Source organism: Nioella aestuarii, assembly GCF_050896395.1.
Lineage (GTDB): Bacteria > Pseudomonadota > Alphaproteobacteria > Rhodobacterales > Rhodobacteraceae > Nioella > Nioella aestuarii.
This window is the reverse complement of the sequence record NZ_JBPBBA010000031.1, coordinates 1-18,995: the sequence shown is the minus strand read 5'-3', so window position 1 is coordinate 18,995 and position 18,995 is coordinate 1. Positions and strand designations below refer to the sequence as shown.

Below are 18,995 nucleotides of genomic sequence, written 5' to 3'. Positions count from 1 at the left end.
CGGGTTGCAAGGCTTCGGCTCGGCCCTGGCCTCGCGCCCATGACACGATGCCGCGCCCGCCCCTTCAGGTCAGCAGTTCCCGCAGAGTGAGCGCCATCACCTTGGCGCTGTCCATCATGTCCTGCACCCCCACCCATTCATCGGGTTGATGGGCAAGGTCCAGAATGCCCGGCCCGTATGCGATGCAGTTCTTAAGCTTGCCTATCCTGTCGATATGCTTCTGGTCATAGGTGCCGGGTGAGACAACGAATTCCGCTTGCTTGTGCAAGACCTTTTCGATCGCGGCCTGCACGGTTTTCACCACCGGCGCGTCCTCGTCCGTCATAGAAGGGATCACCTCGAACAAGTCTCGGATGTCATATTCGAAATTCGGACGACTGGCCTTGATGCCTTCCAGCATCCGCGCGACCTCGGCCTTCACCTCGTTCAGGTCTTCCTCGATCAGAAAGCGCCGGTCGATGACGATGCGGCATCGGTCTGCGACGCAGGGCGCGGGCAGGCCGGTATAATCCGAGTCCTGCTCTGGCTCTCCCCCATGAATGGAATTCACGTTAAGCGTCGATTGCTTCGCCCCCTCGGGCACAACCGGCATCGCCGTGCGCTTTCCGGCGAGCAGCGGATAGAGTGTGCGCTCCATTTCCTCCAGCACCGCACTCATATGACGGATGGCGCTGTCACCTAGGAAGGGCATGGAGCCATGGGCGATCCGTCCCTTGGTTTCGATCTCGGCCCACCAGACGCCGCGATGACCCAGACAAATCCGATCCTTGTTCAACGGTTCGGGGATGATCACGTGCTGGACCTTCTCGGGCGAGAACCAGCCATGTTCCGCCAGGTAGGCAACACCGCCATAGCCACCGGACTCCTCATCCGCCGTGGCGCTGATCTCGATGGCGCCGGAATAGTCGGGGAAGGCCGCAATGAACGCCTCTGCCGCGATGACAGACGCAGCAAGCCCGCCCTTCATGTCGCAAGTGCCGCGCCCGTAAATGCGCCCCTCTTTCAACTCGCCCCCGAACGGGTCGGTGGTCCAGCCATGGCCCACTTCGACCACGTCGTGGTGGCTGTTGAAATGCACGCATTCGCCGGTGCCGCCTGCCCCCTGATGACGCGCCACAACGTTCCAGCGCTGGTATTTCTCGCTGTCGGCAGGCGCACCACGGGCGCGGATCATGTCCACGTGGAAACCCTTGCGGCGCAGCCGGTCGCCAAGAAAATCGCAGATGTCGTGGTAATGCAGCCCCGGCGGGTTCAGCGTGGGAATGCGGACAAGGTCTTGTGTCAGCTGGATCAGCTCTCCCTCACGGGCAGCGATCTCGGCAAACAGGCGGTCTAGGCTTGGATCATCACTCATGCGCGCACTTTGCGCCCATGGCCATCATGCCGCAAGCCCTCGTATTTGGCTTGGCGGTGCCCATCTGACACGATAGGAAAAGGCCATTCGCCGGAAAGGAATTGACCGATATGAGATGGGTTCGCTGGATTATCCTGCTGCTGATCGCGCTCTTCATTGGCGGGTTCCTGCATTACACCTTGCCGGGACGTGATGTCGTGCGGATCACTGGAACCGAAATCATCCGAGCTGACCTGTCGGGCTGGAACCGGATGTTCTATGCCCGCTCGGATACAGGCAACACGGACGGAACCAACCGCGATCTGCGTTTGATCAACACGACCCAACCCGATGGCAATGTCAGTGTCTATCGCAACGAGGATACGGGCTTCGGCTGGCCGCCCTATTTCAAGCTCGACAGCTCTAATCTTCATGCCGAGGCGGCGGATCTGACCAGCACGTCTGCCAATCCGCAATGGGTTGTGATCACCCATTACGGATGGCGGCTGCCGGCCCTGTCTATCTATCCCAATGCCGTGGCGATCCGCGCCGTTGATGGCCCCGACGTGACCTTCTTTCCGTGGCTCAACATCGTGATCCTTCTGCTTCTAGCCGGGTTTGTCTTCTTCCTGTGGAGACTCTGGGAACGGTTCGAGGATCGCGTGATAGACCCCGCGGTCGACTGGGTTCTTGTCCGGTGGGCCAAGCTGAAAGACCGTGTGTCGGGCCGCTGAACCCGCTTTTCTTCTTGGTGTAAATACTCTGGGGGTGCGGGGGCAAAGCCCCCGCGGATCGAAGCCGTCAGGCGGCGAAACACGCTCATTCCCCGTAGGGCACCCAGATCGTTTTCACCTCGGTCGCGGCACTCAGAAACGCCTTGCCCTCGCCAGCTGCTCCAAACCAATCGGGGTTGCGCCCATTGTTGACCCAGGTCCGCTTCAGCGTTCCGGCGCTACCCTTTTCCACAGCACCCGAGATTTCTGCGGAGGAGAAGCTCCAAACCGCGTCAACATCCATATGGGTGGCCAGCGGTTTTGCCAGATCGGAATGTGCCCCGGTCAGGATGTTCACCACACCACCGGGCACGTCCGACGTGTCGAGCACCTGGTAAAGGTCCGTGGCGCTAAGCGGCGCGCTTTCGCCGGCGACCAGGATCACCCGGTTGCCCATGGCCATCGCTGGCGCCAGCAGCGACACCGGGCCGAGCAAGGGCGCATCCTCCGGGCAGAAGGCCCCTATCACGCCGACGGGCTCGTTCATCGCCAGCGCCACGCCGCGAATGGGCACCGATTTGGCCGCGCCGTCGAACTTGTCAGCCCAGGCCGCGTAGCTGAAGAGCCGCGACAGCGCGATGTCCACCTCATCCCGGGCCGAGGCAGCAGACCGCCCCGTCTGCGCCCGGATCCGGTCGGCAAACTCGGCCCCCCGCGCACCGAGGTTCTCGGCCAGGTAATAGAGGATCTGCGCCCGAAGGTGCCCGGTCGTCTTGCCCCAACCGGCGGCCTTCTGCGCCGCCTCCACCGCGTTCCGGATATCCTTGCGGTTCGCGATCCCCACATGGCCGAGCAGCGCGCCACGCGGCCCGTGAATGGCGCGCGAATAGCCGCCATCGGGCCGCGCCTGCTTGCCGCCGATATAGAGCTTTGCGGTGCGGTCGATCCCGTCGAAATCCGCCTCGCCTGCCTCATGAACCTTCGCAGGCTTCACCGGCTTGCTCGCATCCGCGGGCTTGAGATAGGCCAACAGACCCTCCCAACCACCTTCGCGGCCAAACCCGCTTTCGCGCACCCCGCCGAAGCCCGCCGCCGCGTCGAAGAGGTTGGTGGCGTTGACCCAGACCACCCCCGCCGCCAGCTTTGGCGCCACGTCGAGCGCGAGGTTGACGTTCTCGGTCCAGACTGTCGCTGCAAGCCCATAGCGCGTGTTGTTAGCCATCGCCACCGCCTCGCCCGGCGTGCGGAAGGTGGAGGACACAAGGACGGGGCCGAAGATTTCCTCCTGCATCAGCCGGTCCGCAGGCTCCAGCCCGGTGATCAGCGTGGGCGGGTAAAAACAGCCCTCGGACGGCATGTTGATCGGCGCATGATAGGTCTCGCCCGCATTGTTCTCGCTCACCATCCGGCTGATCTGCGCAAGTTGAACCGGGTCCACCACCGCGCCGATATCGATGCATTTGTCTAGCGGATCGCCTGCGCGCAGATTGGCCATACGGGCCTTGAGTCGGGCATGGAAATCTTCTGCGATGTTCTCCTGCACAAGCAGGCGCGATCCTGCGCAGCAAACCTGCCCCTGATTGAACCAGATCGCATCCACGAGCCCCTCGATGGCGCTGTCGATATCGGCGTCGTCGAAGACGATGTAGGGCGACTTGCCCCCCAGTTCGAGCGTCAGCGCCTTGCCGCTGCCCGCCGTCGCCTCTCGGATCTTGCGGCCCACCTCGGTCGAGCCGGTGAAAGCCACCTTGGCGATGCCGGGATGTTCGACAAGTGCCGCCCCCGTCGCACCATCGCCGGTGACGATATTGACGACACCCTTGGGCAACCCAGCCTCGCGGCAGATATCGGCAAAGAGCAGCGCGGTGAGCGACGTGTATTCGGCGGGCTTCAGCACCACCGTGTTGCCAGCGGCCAGCGCGGGCGCGACCTTCCACGCCAGCATCAGAAGCGGGAAGTTCCATGGGATCACCTGCCCGCAGACGCCAAGCGGCTGGTGCCCCGGCAACTCGCTATCGCGCAGCTGCGCCAGACCGGCGTGATAATAGAAATGCCGCTGAGCGAGGGGCACGTCGATGTCGCGGGCCTCGCGGATCGGTTTGCCGTTATCCAGTGTTTCCACCACAGCGAACAGGCGGCTGTGCTTCTGCAAGAGCCGCGCGAGTGCATAGAGGTGCCGGGCGCGTTTGTGCCCGGACAGCTTCGACCAGCGGGGGAAGGCCTTGGAGGCCGCCTCAACCGCCGCCTCCACATCCGCCGCGCTGCCTTGCGTGACCTGCGCCAATTCCTCACCTGCGGCGGGGTTCTTCGTGGCGAAGGTCTCACCCGGTGCCGTGAAGGCCCCACCGATGAACTGGCCGAACCGGCCCTCATGCCTGGCGATCCACGCGCGGGCTTCGGAGGCGTCTTCCATCGCGGGGCCGTACTCCATGGTCTCGAAAATCTCGGGGATGGTCATTTATTCCGCCGTTCACTGGGGGAGGTAAGGTAGGCCACAGCCGTAGTGTCTCTCTGAGTGCCGGATGTCACCGATTAGTCTGACACCCGCAGGCTCATGCCCATTCAGGTATTCAACACAGCGAACAACGCCGTCGTTTTCATTGAGCCAAAAAGTTACGACCACCTCGGTTGCATCTCCAATCGTGTGACTGGACGACGTCAAGAGTTCAAATCCCCGGCGAACTAGGTCTGCGCTCGTTGTGCCCGTTATGACTAGCCACTCTGCGCCGAAGTCCTCGCTGACCTGAGCAAAGGCCGCGGTGGAAAGACAACTCGTTGCCAGCGCGAGGAAAATTGACCGTGTCTTAGTAGAAATCTGATTGAGCATGATGCGTCCTCCTTATGCCATCGCATGCCGCCAGCTGGCGGAATAGGCCCCGGTCACGTGGTGTTCCAGCTGCCGCTCAATATCGCCCAACAGGGACGAGGCGCCGAAACGGAAGAGGTCGGGCCGCAGCCATCTGTCGCCCAGTTCCTCTTTCATCAGCGACAGGTACACCAGCGAGTCCTTCACCTTCGAAATCCCGCCCGCGGGCTTGTAGCCAACACGGTATCCGGTCGCCTGTTGATAGGCCCGGATCGCGCGGATCATGACCAGCGACACCGGCAGGGTGGCATTGACGCTTTCCTTGCCGGTCGAGGTCTTGATGAAATCCGCCCCCGCCATCATGCAGACGAGCGAGGCGCGGGCGACGTTGCGCAAAGTGCCCAACTCACCCGTCGCCAGAATGGCCTTCACATGCGCCTCGCCACAGGCTTCGCGGAACTCCTTCATCTCATCATACAGCGCCTGCCAGTTGCCGGTCAGCACGTGGCGGCGAGAAATCACGATGTCGATCTCCTCGGCCCCGGCCTTCACGCTTTCCTCGATCTCTTTCACCCGCAGATGATAGGGCGAGAGCCCCGCCGGGAAGCCCGTCGATACGGCGGCGACCGGAATGCCGGACCCCGCCAGCGCCTCGACCGCGACCGGCACCATCTCATGATACACGCAGACCGCGCCGGTGGTGAGATTGGGCAGGCCGATGGCCTCCAGCAGATCGGCGCGCACCGGCTGCATCGCCTTGGCGCAGAGCCGCTTCACCCGGCCCGGCGTATCGTCGCCCGCCAGTGTCGTCAGGTCGATGCAGGAAATCGCGCGGGCCAGCCATGCGGCCTGATATTCCTTCTTGACCGTCCGGCGGCCGGGCAGGGTGGCGCAGCGGCGTTCAATGGCTGAGGTGTTGGCCTGCGCGCCCATCACCCAATCCATATCCAGCGCCATGCCGGGGTTGCGCGGGTCACTGACCTGCGGCAGTCCTGCGGCGGTCGTGGTGGTCTCTAGGGTCGTCTGGGTCATCCCGTCCGGTCCATTTCTTGATCAGGTGGTCAAAGTCGCACGGGCTGCGAAGCTGCGCAAGCACCTGCGTCGCGTCAGCTGCGTCGCGTGCAGATCGGGCGGCCCTGAAGGCGTGCGATATCGGCCAAGCTTAGCACGCCTTCATGCCCCAGAACCTGCGCAACATGGGTGACGCTTTGCTGCCCATCAACCGCTTGTTCGGCAGGCTGCACCACCACGCCCGAGACATAGCGTGTCACGCGGGTCGGGAGATAGGCGGGCATCTGTGCCTCCAGCCCGCCCGGGCCGGGCAGCAGGTCGAAATAAAGGATGACCGACGATCGCTGTGGCAGTGTCCATTGTGACGAGATGAAGTTGCCAAGCGAGTAAGCGATGAACCCCTGACGCCCATCCGACGTGGTGACGTGCTCGATTGGTTGCAGCACATGCGGGTGGGTGCCGATCACGGCGGCGGCCCCGGCCTCCATCGCGGCGCGGGCAAGGCGGCGCTGGTTGGCGTCTGGGGACTGGGTGTATTCCGCGCCCCAATGGGGCAGGACAATCACCGCATCGACAGACGCACTGGCGCGCAGGCTCTGGATGGTGGACAGCAGCTCGGCCTCATCCTGGTAGCATTGCAGAACCTGATGGTTGGGATCGGCGCGGCCGTTGGTGGAATAGGAACAGGCCAGAAAGGCAATCCGTGCGCCGCCTGCCGTGATCACCGTGTGCCAGGGCGCATCTGGCGCTGAACGAGACCGGGTACCGGTCTGGGGCAGTCCCGCCGCGGCAATCGCCTCATGTGTTCTGTCGACGCCCAGAGACCCGCGGTCCATCGCGTGATTGTTCGCCGTCTGCAGCACATCGATGCCCGCATCGCGCAAGGCCGGGACCAACGAGGGGTGATAGTTGAACGCGGGGTAGCCGGAATACACCTGACCGTCATAGATCACCCCGGCAGGCACCGCCCGTTCTCCACCACCGGGCAGGACATCGCGGGCAGCAGGGCCTTCCAGATTGGCAATGGTCACGTCCGCCAATTGCAGATACGGCGCGGCATGGCGCAGCAACGTACCGTATCCATCGGGCTGTGACGCTGCGACTTCTTGTAGAAGTACATGCATCAGAACGTCTCCCACGGCCGCCACGGTTATCGCGCCGGGCTGAAAGATGTCACGCTGCACCATCGGGGGGCTATTGGTCGAAATACAGGCCGCATCGCCTGGTGATTCGCCCCCCGGAACACATCCAGACAGCATCAGAAGCCCTGCGAAGAGGGTTGATCTCTGCGACATAATGTAAGCGCTTACAGAAAAACTGGCCATATTGCCCCTAAAAGACTGGCCCTCGCTTGTTGGGTCAAGCATCGTTACCAGAAATGCGATAAAACGTTCTGGAAAGAGCCTAACTTTTGTGCTCCGTTCGCCGCACACGGCGGAAATGAAGAACAGGTATTCCGGCAGGAAGGTACAGGACACCCATGGCCCATACTCAACCCGCGATTGATCTCTCCCCGAAAGTATCGGACGAGATCCGCAAGACGACCTGCTACATGTGCGCCTGCCGCTGCGGGATCAACGTGCACATGAAGGACGGCCAGGTCGCCTATATCGAGGGTAATCGCGACCATCCGGTGAACAAGGGCGTGCTCTGTGCCAAGGGCTCGGCGGGGATCATGCAGGTCAACGCGCCCTCGCGCCTGCGCGCGCCACTGAAACGCGTCGGTCCGCGCGGGTCAGGTGAGTTCGAGGAAATCACCTGGGACGAGGCGTTGGAACTGGCGGTGTCGTGGCTGAAACCGATCCGCGAAACCAACCCCGAGAAGCTCGCCTTCTTCACCGGTCGCGACCAGTCGCAAAGCTTCACGGGCCTTTGGGCGCAGAACTACGGCACTCCCAATTTCGCGGCTCATGGCGGCTTCTGTTCCGTCAACATGGCGGCGGGTGGCATCTACACCATGGGTGGCGCGTTCTGGGAATTCGGTCAGCCGGACTGGGATCATACGAAACTGCTGATGATCTTCGGCGTTGCGGAAGATCACGACTCGAACCCGATCAAGATGGGGCTTGGCAAGATCAAGGCGCGCGGCGCGAAGGTGATCGGCGTGAACCCGATCCGCTCGGGCTATAACGCCGTGGCCGACGAATGGGTGGGGATCACCCCCGGCACCGACGGGCTCTTCATCCTGTCGCTCATCCATTGCCTGCTGAAGGCAGGCAGGATCGACCTCGATTACCTGCGCCGTTACACCAATGCGCCGGTGCTGGTGAATGGCGACGAAAGCTCGCCTGAACACGGTCTGCTACTGCGCGACGAAGACGGCAAGATGCTGGTTCTGGATCGCCGCACCGGCAAGCCTGCGCCCTTCGACGATCCCGATGTAGTGCCCGACCTTGCCGGCACCTGGCGCAATGCAGGTGTCACGCATCGCCCGGTGTTCCAGCTTATGGCAGAGCGTTATCTGTCAGACGACTACACGCCCGAGGCAGTGGCCGACCGTGTCGGCATTTCCACGAAACGAATCCGCCATATCGCCGCCGAACTGGCGCGAGTGGCTTTCGAGGAAGAGATCGAGATCGACCAGCCCTGGACTGATTTCCGGGGTGTAAAGCATGACAAGATGATCGGTCGCCCGGTCAGCTTCCATTCGATGCGCGGGATTTCCGCCCATTCCAACGGCTTCCAGACCTGCCGCGCTTTGCATGTGTTGCAGATCATCCTTGGCAGCGTCGAGGTGCCCGGCGGCTTCCGCTTCAAGCCGCCCTATCCGAAACCGATGGAGGCCCACCCGAAACCGCATAGCAAGGTTACACCCGATACACCTCTTGATGGCCCCCATCTTGGCTTCGTGCACGGGCCAGAGGATCTGGCGCTAAAACCGGATGGTTCTCCGGCGCGGATCGACAAGGCATTCACCTGGGAAAATCCGATGAGTTCCCATGGCCTCATGCATATGGTGATTTCCAACGCCCATGCGGGCGACCCCTACAAGATCGACACGCTGTTCATGTATATGGCGAACATGTCGTGGAATTCGTCGATGAACACGTCGGGCGTCATGAAGATGCTGACGGATAAGGACGACAGCGGAGAGTATGTCATTCCGCGCATCATCTATTCCGACGCTTATAGCTCCGAGATGGTGGCCTATGCGGACCTGATCCTGCCCGACACGACCTATCTGGAGCGGCATGATTGTATTTCGCTGCTCGACCGCCCGATCTGCGAGGCTGATGCGGCAGCCGACGCGATCCGCTGGCCGGTGATCGAGCCTGACCGCGATGTGCGCGGCTTCCAGTCGGTGCTGGTCGATCTCGGCGCGCGCCTTGGAATGCCTGCCTTCGTCAACGAGGACGGCAGCGCCAAGTACAAGGACTATGCCGACTATATCGTGAACCACGAACGCAAGCCCGGCATCGGTCCGCTGGCAGGCTTCCGGGGCGATGGCAGCGAAAAGGGGCGGGGCGCGCCGAACCCCGAACAGCTCGACCGCTATATCGAAAATGGCGGCTTCTTCGTTGAACACATCCCGGATGAGGCGCTGTATTTCAAACCGTGGAACAATGCCTATCAGGATTGGGCCGTGGGCATGGGCATCTTTGACAGCCCGCAGCCCTACCTCTTCAGCCTCTACGCGGAACCGATGCGCCGTTTCCAGCTGGCCGCTGAGGGCCATGGTGATCGCCAACCGCCCGAACATCTGCGCGAGCGGGTCAAGCAAGTGATGGATCCGCTGCCGATCTGGTATGCGCCCTTTGAGGACAGCCATGTTGATACCGAGGAATTCCCGGTTCACGCACTGACGCAGCGGCCCATGGCGATGTATCACAGCTGGGGCACCCAGAACGCATGGCTCCGGCAACTGCACGGGCGCAACCCGCTATATGTGCCGACGAAGATCTGGGACGCCAATGGGTTTTCTGAGGGCGATTGGGCCAAGGTCACCTCGGCCCATGGATCCATCACCGTCCCTGTCGCCCACATGGCCGCACTCAATGAAAACACCGTCTGGACCTGGAACGCCATCGGCAAGCGCAAGGGGGCCTGGGCGCTGGATGAGCACGCGCCGGAGGCCACCAAGGGCTTCCTGCTTAATCATCTTATACATGAACTTCTGCCGCCGAAGGGCGATGGAATGCGCTGGACCAACTCTGATCCGGTTACCGGTCAGGCGGCTTGGTTCGACCTGCGCGTGAAAATCGAGAAGGTCGCAGCGCCGGAAGAATCGCAACCTTCCTATCCGCCGATAAAGTCCCCCGTGGGGCAGGGACCGGAGAACCTCGCATGGAAGGTGGGCAAATGAGTGCCGCAAAGATCACCAGCTCCGACGGCACCCGGATCGCGACCTATACCGCAGGCAGCCCCGCCAATCCCGCGATCCTGCTGATCCACGGATGGGCGCAGCAATCGCTGTGCTGGGATCCGCTGATCGACCGGCTCAGGGACCGCTTTCATATCGTCGCGATGGACCTGCGTGGCCACGGCGCGTCCGACAAGCCCGAGGATCCGGCAGCCTATACCGACACGCAACTCTGGGCCGACGATGTCGCCGCCGTCATGGCTCTGCATGATCTGAGCAACGTCACCCTCGTTGGCTGGTCTTATGGCAGCCGGGTTATCGCAAGTTACCTGGCTACCCATGGCGACGTGGCCCTTGCGGGTGTCGTGCTGGCCGGAGGCATCCTCGCCATCGGCACTGCGCGCGAGGATTGGATGGTCGGCCCCGCCAGCCCCGGCCTTGATCGTAATCTCTATACCACCGATCTTTCGCGCCTCATCCCCGCCACGGCCCGTTTCGTCGACGCCTGCACCGCGAAACCGCTGGACCGCGCAACCTATGGCCGCATGGTCGCCGCCAACATGCTTTGCCCGGCGACTGCTCGCCGTGCGCTTTTTGCCGCCAACTGGGACATGCGCCCAACCTACGCCGCCATGACCTGCCCCGGTCTGGTGATCCATGGAACCGCCGACACGGTTGTTTCCCCGCAAACGGGCAAGGCCGCCGCTGAAACCATGCCACAAGGCCGCTTCCTGCCATACGATGGCATCGGCCACGCCCCCTTCCTTGAAGACCCGGACCGGTTCGCCGCTGATCTTTCGGCCTTCGTCCAAGACACCCGCAAGGAGCAGGCCGCATGACCGAGCTTCCCGTCAGCACGCAAAAGAAACTCGGGTTGGTGATCGACCTAGACACCTGCGTCGGCTGCCATGCCTGCGTGATTTCCTGCAAGGGCTGGAATACGGAAAACTATGGTGCACCGCTGTCCGATGTGGACGCCTATGGCGCCAATCCCGCGGGCACCTTCCTGAACCGGGTCCACAGCTACGAGATTACGCCCGCCGAAGGCCCTGCGCAGCTGGTGCACTTCCCCAAGTCCTGCCTGCATTGCGAAGACGCGCCCTGCGTCACGGTGTGCCCGACCGGGGCCAGCTACAAGCGGTCAGAGGACGGGATCGTTCTGGTGAACGAGAGCGCCTGCATCGGCTGCGGCCTCTGTGCCTGGGCCTGCCCCTATGGCGCGCGGGAACTGGACGCGCTGGAGGGGGTGATGAAGAAATGCACCCTTTGCGTGGACCGGATCTACAATGAAAACCTGCCCGAGGTGGACCGCCAGCCCGCCTGCGTGCGCACCTGCCCCGCGGGCGCGCGCCATTTCGGTGATCTGGGCGATCCCGACAGCGACGTGTCAAAGCTGGTGGCCGAGCGTGGCGGGATGGACCTGATGCCCGAACAGGGCACCAAGCCCGTCAACAAGTACCTGCCGCCGCGTCCGAAACAGGACCGCGCCGAGGATATCGACATCCTCGCCCCCTTCCTCGAACCCGTCGCCGAAGACCCCAAAGGCTTCCTCGGCTGGCTGGACAAGGCACTGGAGAAGCTCTGATGCATCCCGCACCGTCCGTCATCATCTTCACCAGCTTCTCGGGCCTCGGCTTTGGGCTGCTCTTCTTCCTGGGCCTCGGTTTTCCGCCCGTCACCGGCTGGGTCGCCTTCGTCTTCTACGCCATTGCCTATGCGCTGGCCGTGGGTGGGCTGTTGGCCTCGACCTTTCACCTGGGCAATCCGCAACGGGCCTTGCGCGCCTTCACCCAGTGGAAAACCAGTTGGCTCAGCCGCGAGGCATGGCTGTCGGTCATGGCGCTGCTGGTCATGGCGGTCTACGCCTTTTGTGCCGTGTTCCTAGGTACCCGCCTGACACTGGTCGGCTGGATCGGGGCGGCGCTATCGGTTCTGACCGTCTATTCCACCTCCATGATCTACGGGCAGCTCAGGACCGTGCCACGCTGGAACCAGCCGCTGACGCCCATTCACCTTCTGACGCTGTCCATCGCGGGCGGTGCGCTGCTGGCGGGCCAGATGACCACCGCCGCCGCGCTATTGGCGCTGGCTGCTGCCGTGCAGGTCGCCCATTGGCAGGTCGGGGACAGTGCGCTTCGCGAATCCGGCACCAACCTTGCCACCGCTACGGGTCTGGGTTCCCCCGGCACCATCCGCGCGTTCGAGCCGCCCCATACCGGCACAAACTACCTGCTGAAGGAGTTCGTGCATGTGGTGGGCCGCAAGCATTCCCGCAAGCTGCGAATGATCGCGCTGACCCTGGGTTATGGCCTGCCGGTTGTCCTGCTGATCATCCCGGGCGCGGGTCATGTGCTTGGCCTGCTCGCTGTGCTTGCCCACGTTGCTGGCCTCGTGACCTCCCGTTGGCTGTTCTTTGCAGAGGCAGAGCATGTCGTTGGTTTGTATTACGGGAAGCGCTCAGCCTGATCCCTTGGGTCGGGCCCCCGGCGCGGTCTGCACGTAACCACCGAATTCCAGCATCCTGTCTTCGTAGTCGGCAATCCGCTGTGCGGCGCTGTCGCTGCGCGCGATCATCTCGCCCACCAGCACTTCGGCCAACGCGAAGGATGCGCCCTGAGAGGGCAGGGGCTGCGGCCCATCCATCGGCAGGCAAAAGACCACATCGGCCCCCCGCGCCACCGGTGAGACATAGCTGTCGGTGATGGCAATGACCCGCGCCCCGCGTGCAAGCGCGGCCTCATAGGCGCGCACGACCTCGGACGAGTAGAGCGAGAAGGTGATCACGACCACCACATCCGAAGGGCCGGTCGAGGTGATGGCGTCGGCGATGCCGCCGGGTTCGTTCAGCGGCGGGGCAAAGCTATCAAACGCCATGCGTCCCGAGTAGCTGAGGTAATGGGCCAGCGAGAAACAGCTGCGTACCCCGACAACGAAGATACGCTCGGCAGCTTCCAGCAGGTCCACCGCCTCGCTGACCCTCTGGACGTTCGCATCGGAAAACAGCGCGTCCAGGTTCTTGTGCGCCGACTCGCGAATTCGTGCCGACAGGGCCGCCGTGCCCCGGGATCGCAGCTGTTTTGCCCGCGACCCGTACATGCCACCCTCGCCTCTCAGCGCCGCCTGAAAGGCCGACCGGCACGGCTCGTAGCCGGGAAATCCAAGCGCAACAGCCAGACGAAACACCGTGTTTGCGTTCACGTCCGCCCGTTTCGCCAAGGCCCTGACGGAGTGAAACGCCATCTCCTGTGGATGTTCCAAAGCCCATGCAGCAAGGCGCGACACCTTGGGCGAAGCGGTGTGAACCTGCTCTGCCAAAGCCTGTCTGAGATCGTCGAGGGTCATGTCGTCAAAACCAGTTCTGTTTCAATTCCGCGCGTTTGCTTCATGTCTTGACGGAAATCAATGGTTTGTTTCATTCATTCTGCATTCGCAATTTGTTGCGACGCAATCGAAGAGGGTACCATGACCACGCATCAGCTTGCCCAGACCTCGGGCCAGGTCCAGCGGGGACCATCCGTGGTCCATTTTCGCAGCCACCCATGCCCCCAATATCGCCCATGCAGCATCCCCCTTTCGCAAAGAACAGGCCAATGACGTCGCACATGTTCGGGCGCGGCCCCGGGTCCCTTCCCACAGCAGTTCGCGGCGAAGGTTGTTATCTCTATGACTCCGAAGGCCGCGCCTATCTGGACGGCTCTGGCGGTGCGGCGGTGTCCTGTCTCGGACATTCCGATGCAGACGTGCGTGCCGCCATCCACGCACAGCTTGACACGATCGCCTTCGCCCATACCGGCTTCTTCACCTCGGAACCCGCCGAGGCACTGGCCAACCTGCTGATCACCCACGCGCCCGCTGGAATTGACAAGGTCTACCTGCTGTCCGGCGGGTCCGAAGCGGTCGAGGCCGCCATCAAGCTCGCCCGCCAATATCATCTAGAAACCGGCCAGCCGCAGCGCCATAAGCTGATCGCCCGGCGGCAAAGCTACCACGGCAACACGCTCGGTGCTCTGGCTGCAGGCGGCAATGCCTGGCGGCGGCAAAAATACGCGCCGCTTCTGGTGGATACCCATCACATCATGCCCTGCTTCGAATATCGAGAGCGGCAGGACGCTGAAAGCCGGTGGGAGTTCGGCCAGCGCGCTGCCAATGCGCTGGAGGAGGAAATTCTGCGCCAAGGCCCTGATACCATCATGGCCTTCATCGCCGAACCGGTGGTGGGCGCAACGGCGGGTGCGGTTCCAGCCGTTGAGGGCTATTTCAAGCGCATCCGGCAAATCTGCGACAAGTATGGCGTGCTGCTGATCCTCGATGAGGTCATGTGCGGCATGGGCCGGACCGGGCATCTCTTTGCCAGCGAGGCTGACGGGATTTCCCCTGATATCGTCACCATCGCAAAGGGCCTTGGCGCGGGCTATGCCCCGATCGGCGCGATGCTGGCCTCTGCCCCGATCTACAAGGCCATCGAACAGGGCTCCGGCAGCTTCCAGCATGGCCATACGTATCACGGCCACCCGCTTGCCGCCGCTGCCGGTCATGCTGTGGTCAACGCCATCGTCTCGCGGGGCCTTTGCGACCGGGTGAAGGCCAAGGGCGAGGTGTTGCAGGCGGCGCTGCAGCAGGCCTTTGGCCAACACGCCCATGTGGGCGACCTGCGTGGGCGCGGGCTCCTGCGGGGTGTGGAACTTGTCGAGGATCGGGCCACGAAACGCCCCTTCGATCCCGCGCGCAAACTGCATCTCAAGGTCAAGTCGGCAGCCATGGCAGAGGGGTTGATCTGCTACCCCTCAGGCGGCACTGCCAACGGTCAGGCAGGTGACCATATACTGCTCGCGCCGCCTTACATCATCACTGACCGTCAGATCGACGAGCTGGCAAGCAAACTCTCCCGCGCAATTGACACCGCGCTCTCCCAATGACCGCCCCGCGCGTCTCGTGACCCAGCTCAATCCTGTCCTTGCGCTGCACCGCCCGCCAGAGGCGTTCCTCACTCTTGTTCCGGCCATCCCCCAATTCCGGAAGTTCCATTCTGATCCGGCTTCTTTTTGGCCCAAATACTCCCGTCGGAGGCATCCTGGCCTCGATCCTCAGGCCAACATTCGCTGCTTAACACCGCCCCCTCAACCTGCCGTGGCAACGCGGCCCGCCGAGGCCTCCGGCGTCAGCCGGGGGTTGAGAAGGGCCGCTCTCGGGTCGACGCCGACAGGCGGCGAAACCGACCCGCCATATGCACAAGGGGGTGTTCGGGGTGTCCCCGGCGAAACCGGCTCAGAACGCCTGGTCCTTCACCGCCTCCATCGACACATGTGTGGAAGTGTGACCAACGAAAGGTAGCGCAGAAATCACCTCTCCCAACACCCGCCGATAATCGCGGATATCCCTGGTCCGCACCTTCAAGAGATAGTCGAACGCGCCTGCAATCATATGCGCTTGCTCAATCTCGGGCACCTTCAGCGCTGCGCCATTGAACGCCCGGAGCGCGTCCTCGGTCGTGTCCGTCAGGCGCACCTCTACAAAGGCCACATGCTCCTGCCCCAGCTTTGCCGGATCCACCACCGCCCGAAAGCCCCGGATCACCCCATCCTTGCGCAACCGGTTCACCCGCATCTGGCAGGGGGTTTTCGACAATCCAATCTTCTGGGCAATTTCGGTCACAGGCATGCGACCGTCGCTCAGCAACAGGGAAACGATTTTCCGGTCGAACCGGTCAAGTTGACTTTCCATGCGTCCTCTTGGGTAATTTCAGCCTGAATCAAGCCATGGAATAGGGTCAGGAGCCGGAATTTTCAACAAGGAAAGGCAACCAGACTTTCGTAAGGGTGCTAGAGATATGCATCTCTTGTCTTCGAGGTTTGCCATGACCACCCTTGCCGATCTGCGCCAGTCCATCCGCGCCGACCATCTGGCCGATGAGACCGTTCTGCTTCACCGCCTCACGACCACGCTGGCCCCCGATCTGACCACCCGAACGCGCATGGCGGCTTCGGCGGCAGAGCTGGTCAACGCCATCCGCAACGACAGCAAGCCCGGCCTGATGGAGGTGTTCCTAGCCGAATACGGGCTCTCCACTGAGGAAGGCGTGGCGCTTATGTGTCTGGCCGAGGCTCTGTTGCGCGTGCCGGATGCCGAGACAATGGATGCGCTGATCGAGGACAAGATCGCGCCCTCCGAATGGGGCAAGCATCTGGGCCATTCAAGCTCTTCTCTGGTCAATGCCTCGACATGGGGCCTCATGCTGACTGGTAAGGTTCTGAAAGAAAACGCGGAACCCGGCCTGACCGCAACCTTGCGCGGGGCGGTGAAACGTCTGGGGGAACCGGTTATCCGCCGGGCCGTGGCGCGCGCGATGAAGGAAATGGGCCAGCAATTCGTTCTCGGGGAAACCATCGGCGAGGCTGTGAAGCGCGGCAGATCCCGCACTGCGCAGGGCTACACATATTCCTATGACATGTTGGGCGAGGCCGCGATGACGGCCCATGATGCGGACCATTTTTTCGCGGCATACAAGGGCGCCATCGCCAAGCTTGCGACCGAGGCAAAGCATGACGATATCCGCGCCAATCCCGGGATTTCGATCAAGCTGTCGGCACTGCATCCCCGTTATGAAGAAACCAAATACGCGCGCGTTATGACCGAGCTGGTGCCGCGCGTGCTGGACCTTGCGCAGGACGCCAAGGCAGCTGGTATGGGGCTCAATATCGACGCTGAGGAAGCGGACCGCCTGGATATCTCGCTCGACGTAATCGAGGCGGTGCTGCGCGATGACAGCCTTGCCGGGTGGGACGGGTTCGGCGTGGTGGTGCAGGCTTACGGCAAGCGCGCGCCGGGTGTGATTGACTGGCTCAACGCGCTCGCAACCGAGCTCGACCGCAAGATCATGGTTCGCCTCGTCAAGGGCGCCTATTGGGATACCGAGATCAAGCGCGCGCAGGTCGAGGGGTTGGCGGGGTTCCCAGTCTACACCCGCAAACCGGCGACCGATGTGGCGTATCTGTGCTGTGCGCGGAAACTGCTTGGCTATTCCGACCGCATCTATGCGCAATTCGCCACCCACAACGCCCATTCGGCAGCGGCCATTCTGGATATGGCCGAGGATTTCGACACGTTCGAGTTTCAGCGCCTGCACGGGATGGGCGAGGCGTTGCATGATATCCTGCACAAGAAAAACGCCACCCGCTGTCGGATTTATGCTCCAGTCGGCGCGCATCGCGACTTGCTGGCCTATCTCGTGCGGCGGCTTCTGGAAAACGGGGCAAACAGCAGTTTCGTGAACCAGATCGTGGACGAGGACGTACCCGCAGAGGTGGTCGGCGCCGATCCGTTCGAGCAGTTGGCAGAGGCCGCGAAAACCCCTGCGCCCGGCGTCATCGCGCCGCCGCGCCTCTTTGGGGAACGCCTGAATTCCAAGGGATTTGATCTGCACTCCCGAGATGACCTGGCCGCGATCGAGGCTGCCCGTGCGCCCTTTGCGGAACGTCAGTGGCAGGCTGGCCCGCTTTTGGCCGGTCCTGTGCAGGGCGAGGCCGCGATGGACGTGGTGAACCCCGCCAAACCGGGCGATATCGTTGGCCGCGTGTCCGAGGCGACCGAGGCGGATGTGGAAACCGCGCTTAACGCGGCCCGAATCTGGGATGCGCCCGCAGAGGCGCGCCGGGCGGCGCTGTTGAAAGCTGCCGACCTTTATGAAACGCATTTCGGCGAGATCTTTGCAGTCCTGACGCGAGAGGCCGGAAAGACCCTGATGGATGGCGTGGCCGAGCTGCGCGAAGCGGTGGATTTCCTGCGTTATTACGCCGATCAGGCAACCGAAGACGCCCCACGCGGCATCTTTACCTGCGTTTCCCCCTGGAACTTCCCACTGGCTATTTTCACAGGCCAAATCGCAGCTGCATTGGCGGCAGGGAATGCGGTGCTGGCCAAGCCGGCAGAGACCACCACGCTGATGGCGGCGCTTGGGGTGCGCTTGATGCACGAGGCTGGGGTGCCCGTTCATGCGCTGCAATTGCTTCCAGGCAAAGGTAGCCGCATTGGCGGACTTCTAACCGGCGATTCCCGTGTGGCGGGCGTCTGCTTCACCGGATCGACCGCCACCGCACAGCGCATCAACCGCGCGATGGCGGGCAAGGTTGCGCCTCATGCGCCGCTGATCGCGGAAACCGGCGGGCTTAACGCTATGATCGTGGATTCGACGGCTCTGCCGGAGCAGGCGGTCCGTGATATCGTGGCCTCCAGCTTCCAATCGGCGGGCCAGCGCTGCTCGGCGTTGCGGTGTCTTTACGTGCAACAGGATATCGCGCCTGCGTTTCTGAAGATGCTGAACGGGGCAATGGACGAGCTGACGGTTGCCGACCCTTGGGATCCGGCCACAGATGTGGGCCCGATCATCTCGACCGCTGCGCGCGATGACATTGCAGGTTACGTGGCCCGCGCCCGTGCTGAAGGCCAGGTGCTGCACGAGGTGAGCGCGCCCGAGGCAGGCAGTTTCGTTGCGCCGGTCGCGGTCAGGGTGAACGGGATCGAGGACATGGAGAAAGAGGTGTTCGGTCCGGTGCTGCATGTGGCGACATTCAAATCGCACGAGATCGACAAGGTCATTGCTTCGGTCAACGCAAAGGGGTTTGGCCTGACATTCGGGTTGCACACACGGATCGACGACCGGGTCCAGCACATCACCGAAGCGGTTAAAGCGGGCAATATCTACGTGAACCGAAACCAGATCGGGGCCATCGTCGGCTCTCAGCCGTTCGGCGGCGAGGGGCTGTCGGGCACCGGGCCCAAGGCTGGCGGTCCCGCCTACGTGGCCCGTTTCCGCGCGGTGAGTGCACCCTCCGCACC

Annotated in this window: 13 protein-coding genes; 7 read left to right on the top strand and 6 right to left on the bottom strand. The window is 62.7% G+C overall.

The features are described from left to right. Positions 1-64 precede the first annotated feature (64 nt). Positions 65-1,354, bottom strand: a complete 1,290-nt coding sequence (locus tag ACROHD_RS15790; protein WP_432679235.1) for an acetylornithine deacetylase/succinyl-diaminopimelate desuccinylase family protein — start codon at positions 1,352-1,354, stop codon at positions 65-67. Positions 1,355-1,464: 110 nt separating this feature from the next. On the opposite strand from ACROHD_RS15790, the gene ACROHD_RS15785 reads away from it, so the two are divergent. After that, complete coding sequence (locus ACROHD_RS15785; RefSeq protein ID WP_432679234.1) at positions 1,465-2,067, top strand: DUF1523 family protein; 603 nt, start codon at positions 1,465-1,467, stop codon at positions 2,065-2,067. An 85-nt stretch (positions 2,068-2,152) separates the two neighbouring features. On the opposite strand, the gene ACROHD_RS15780 is transcribed toward ACROHD_RS15785, so the two are convergent. The 3 genes from ACROHD_RS15780 to ACROHD_RS15770 form a co-directional block, all read right to left on the bottom strand. Next, the gene (locus ACROHD_RS15780; RefSeq protein ID WP_432679233.1) at positions 2,153-4,504 is read right to left on the bottom strand and encodes an aldehyde dehydrogenase family protein; all 2,352 of its coding nucleotides are present in this window, start codon (positions 4,502-4,504) and stop codon (positions 2,153-2,155) included. Between the two features lie 381 nt (positions 4,505-4,885). Further along, complete coding sequence (gene deoC, locus ACROHD_RS15775) at positions 4,886-5,884, bottom strand: deoxyribose-phosphate aldolase (protein WP_432679232.1); 999 nt, start codon at positions 5,882-5,884, stop codon at positions 4,886-4,888. Between the two features lie 74 nt (positions 5,885-5,958). Beyond that, positions 5,959-7,050: a CapA family protein gene (locus ACROHD_RS15770; protein ID WP_432679231.1), complete on the bottom strand. Its 1,092-nt coding sequence runs from the start codon at positions 7,048-7,050 to the stop codon at positions 5,959-5,961. 293 nt (positions 7,051-7,343) lie between these two features. Here ACROHD_RS15770 and ACROHD_RS15765 point away from each other — a divergent pair, with 293 nt between their 5' ends. Genes ACROHD_RS15765 through ACROHD_RS15750 form a run of 4 tightly spaced genes read left to right on the top strand, consistent with a single transcriptional unit; the run spans position 7,344 to position 12,629 of the window. Beyond that, the gene (locus ACROHD_RS15765) at positions 7,344-10,166 is read left to right on the top strand and encodes a molybdopterin oxidoreductase family protein (RefSeq protein WP_432679230.1); all 2,823 of its coding nucleotides are present in this window, start codon (positions 7,344-7,346) and stop codon (positions 10,164-10,166) included. Beyond that, positions 10,163-11,002 (top strand): alpha/beta fold hydrolase, encoded by an 840-nt coding sequence (locus ACROHD_RS15760; RefSeq protein WP_432679229.1) that lies wholly within the window; start codon positions 10,163-10,165, stop codon positions 11,000-11,002. Before ACROHD_RS15765 ends, ACROHD_RS15760 begins: the two co-directional genes overlap by 4 nt. Beyond that, complete coding sequence (locus ACROHD_RS15755; RefSeq protein ID WP_432679228.1) at positions 10,999-11,748, top strand: 4Fe-4S dicluster domain-containing protein; 750 nt, start codon at positions 10,999-11,001, stop codon at positions 11,746-11,748. Before ACROHD_RS15760 ends, ACROHD_RS15755 begins: the two co-directional genes overlap by 4 nt. Next, positions 11,748-12,629 (top strand): dimethyl sulfoxide reductase anchor subunit family protein, encoded by an 882-nt coding sequence (locus ACROHD_RS15750; protein WP_432679227.1) that lies wholly within the window; start codon positions 11,748-11,750, stop codon positions 12,627-12,629. The genes ACROHD_RS15755 and ACROHD_RS15750 overlap by 1 nt, the downstream gene beginning before the upstream one ends. On the opposite strand, the gene ACROHD_RS15745 is transcribed toward ACROHD_RS15750, so the two are convergent. Continuing rightward, positions 12,621-13,505, bottom strand: a complete 885-nt coding sequence (locus tag ACROHD_RS15745) for a MurR/RpiR family transcriptional regulator (protein ID WP_432679226.1) — start codon at positions 13,503-13,505, stop codon at positions 12,621-12,623. The two genes, ACROHD_RS15750 and ACROHD_RS15745, sit on opposite strands and share 9 nt — an antisense overlap. Before the next feature lie 248 nt (positions 13,506-13,753). Between ACROHD_RS15745 and ACROHD_RS15740 the strand changes: the two genes are divergently transcribed. Then, a complete protein-coding gene (locus tag ACROHD_RS15740) occupies positions 13,754-15,079 on the top strand; it encodes an aspartate aminotransferase family protein (protein ID WP_432679224.1) in 1,326 nt (441 codons plus the stop codon). 349 nt (positions 15,080-15,428) lie between these two features. Here the strand turns inward: ACROHD_RS15740 and ACROHD_RS15735 are convergent, their stop codons facing one another. Beyond that, complete coding sequence (locus tag ACROHD_RS15735) at positions 15,429-15,884, bottom strand: Lrp/AsnC family transcriptional regulator (protein WP_432679222.1); 456 nt, start codon at positions 15,882-15,884, stop codon at positions 15,429-15,431. Between the two features lie 133 nt (positions 15,885-16,017). Between ACROHD_RS15735 and putA the strand changes: the two genes are divergently transcribed. After that, positions 16,018-18,995, top strand: a 2,978-nt coding sequence (gene putA / locus ACROHD_RS15730) for a bifunctional proline dehydrogenase/L-glutamate gamma-semialdehyde dehydrogenase PutA (protein ID WP_432679220.1), incomplete at its 3' end; no start/stop codon positions are given.